2 protein-coding genes and 1 pseudogene are annotated in these 1,349 nt (G+C 74.1%); all 3 read right to left on the reverse strand.

Features of this window, described 5'->3' with window-relative positions; genetic code table 11:
• A pseudogene (locus tag x551_RS28275) lies at positions 1-307 on the reverse strand (hypothetical protein); the annotation flags it as partial.
• Positions 307-903 carry a hydantoinase/oxoprolinase family protein gene (locus x551_RS22290; RefSeq protein WP_051495979.1) on the reverse strand — a complete coding sequence of 199 codons (597 nt, stop codon included), beginning with the start codon at positions 901-903 and terminating at the stop codon, positions 307-309. The gene x551_RS22290 and the pseudogene x551_RS28275, both read right to left, overlap by 1 nt.
• Positions 896-1,349: ATP-grasp domain-containing protein (locus x551_RS22295; RefSeq protein WP_152543639.1), on the reverse strand; the 454-nt coding region annotated here is incomplete at its 5' end. The genes x551_RS22295 and x551_RS22290, both read right to left, overlap by 8 nt.

Below are 1,349 nucleotides of genomic sequence, written 5' to 3' on the forward strand. Positions count from 1 at the left end.
TCGGCCAGGAAGTCGCCACAGCCGGCGGCGACCAGCGGCGCCGAGGCCGCGATCGGCGCTGCGAGGAGCACGCGTTCGAGCTGGCCTGCAGTTCGTCGAGCTGCAGTTCGCGCCACGCGTTCGCGAAGGCAAGCCAGTCGGACTCGTCGGCATCACGCGCGTCCAGGCCGATCATGCGTGCCAGGCGCCGGCGGGTCGCGGCAGCATCCTTGGCGCCACCGTCGGCCGCGGGATGGAGATCGTGCGCCGGATCGAGTTCGCCGGTGAGCCGGTACACATCAGCCGTGGTCGCGAAGAACTCGTTCATCACGTTCGATGCCCGGCCGCGGAACACGACCCGCGGGGCCAGCGCACACAGCGGCGTGCGGACCACGCCTGGTAGACCAGTTCGCCGCTCTGCAGCCGGTCCGCGTCGCTGCGGCCCTGCGCGCGCACCGTCCCACCCCGCAGCGCGATCAGGTCGGTGGTGGTGCTGCCGATGTCGACCAGCACGCCCTCGCCGAGCGCCTGCGCCGCCAGCGCGGCGGTCGCCCACCAGTTGGCCGAGGCGATGGCCTGCCACTGCGCGGCCACGTCGGCCGGCGCACACCAGCCGCGCTCGCCGGCGTAGAACCACAGCGGACCGTCGAGCGCGTCGCCCATCGCTGCAGCCAGCGCCACGACGCCGGCCTCGCGGTGCTCGAACAGGTCGACCATCTCGCCGGTCATCGTGATCGCGTGCACGGCACCGCTGGCCTGCGGCCAGCGCGCCTGCGCCTCGGCCAGCACCGCGTGCAGACGGTCGAGGCCCTGCCACAGCGGGCAGGCCCATTGCGTCACGTCGCGCAGCACGCCGCGCTCGACCCAGCTGGCCTTGACGTGCGCGCCGCCGATGTCCCAGCCGACAACGACACGCTCAGGCATCGACCGGCTCCTCGTGCAGCGCCAGGATCTCGGCCGCCAGCGGACGCCCGAGCGCGGCCGACAGGCCCACGAAGGCGCAGGTCAGGCGCGGGTTGACCTCGATCACCACCGGCCCGCGCTGCGGATGCCAGACGAGGTCGATGCCGACGAAGCCGCGCAGGCCGGGCACCGCCCGCGCCACCGCCTGCGCGGTGCGGGCCAGCGCCGGGGCGCGCGCGTCGTCGAGCGCCAGTGCGTTGATGGTCACGCCCTCGTCGCTCAACTGGCCGTCGTCCGCAATGGCGATGCGCTGGCGGTTGATGCTGAGCAGTTCGGCCGAGCCGTCGCGACACAGCAGCGACAGGCTCAGAGGCTCGCCGTCGACCCAGGCTCGAGCGTGGCCGACGCGCCGCGTGCGCGGCGCTGCTGGAGGTCGACTGCGCCGCGCGCGCTGCGCGTGGCGCCGG

It is taken from the genome of Methylibium sp. T29 (assembly GCF_000576205.1).
Classification (GTDB): Bacteria; Pseudomonadota; Gammaproteobacteria; order Burkholderiales; family Burkholderiaceae_C; genus Methylibium; species Methylibium petroleiphilum.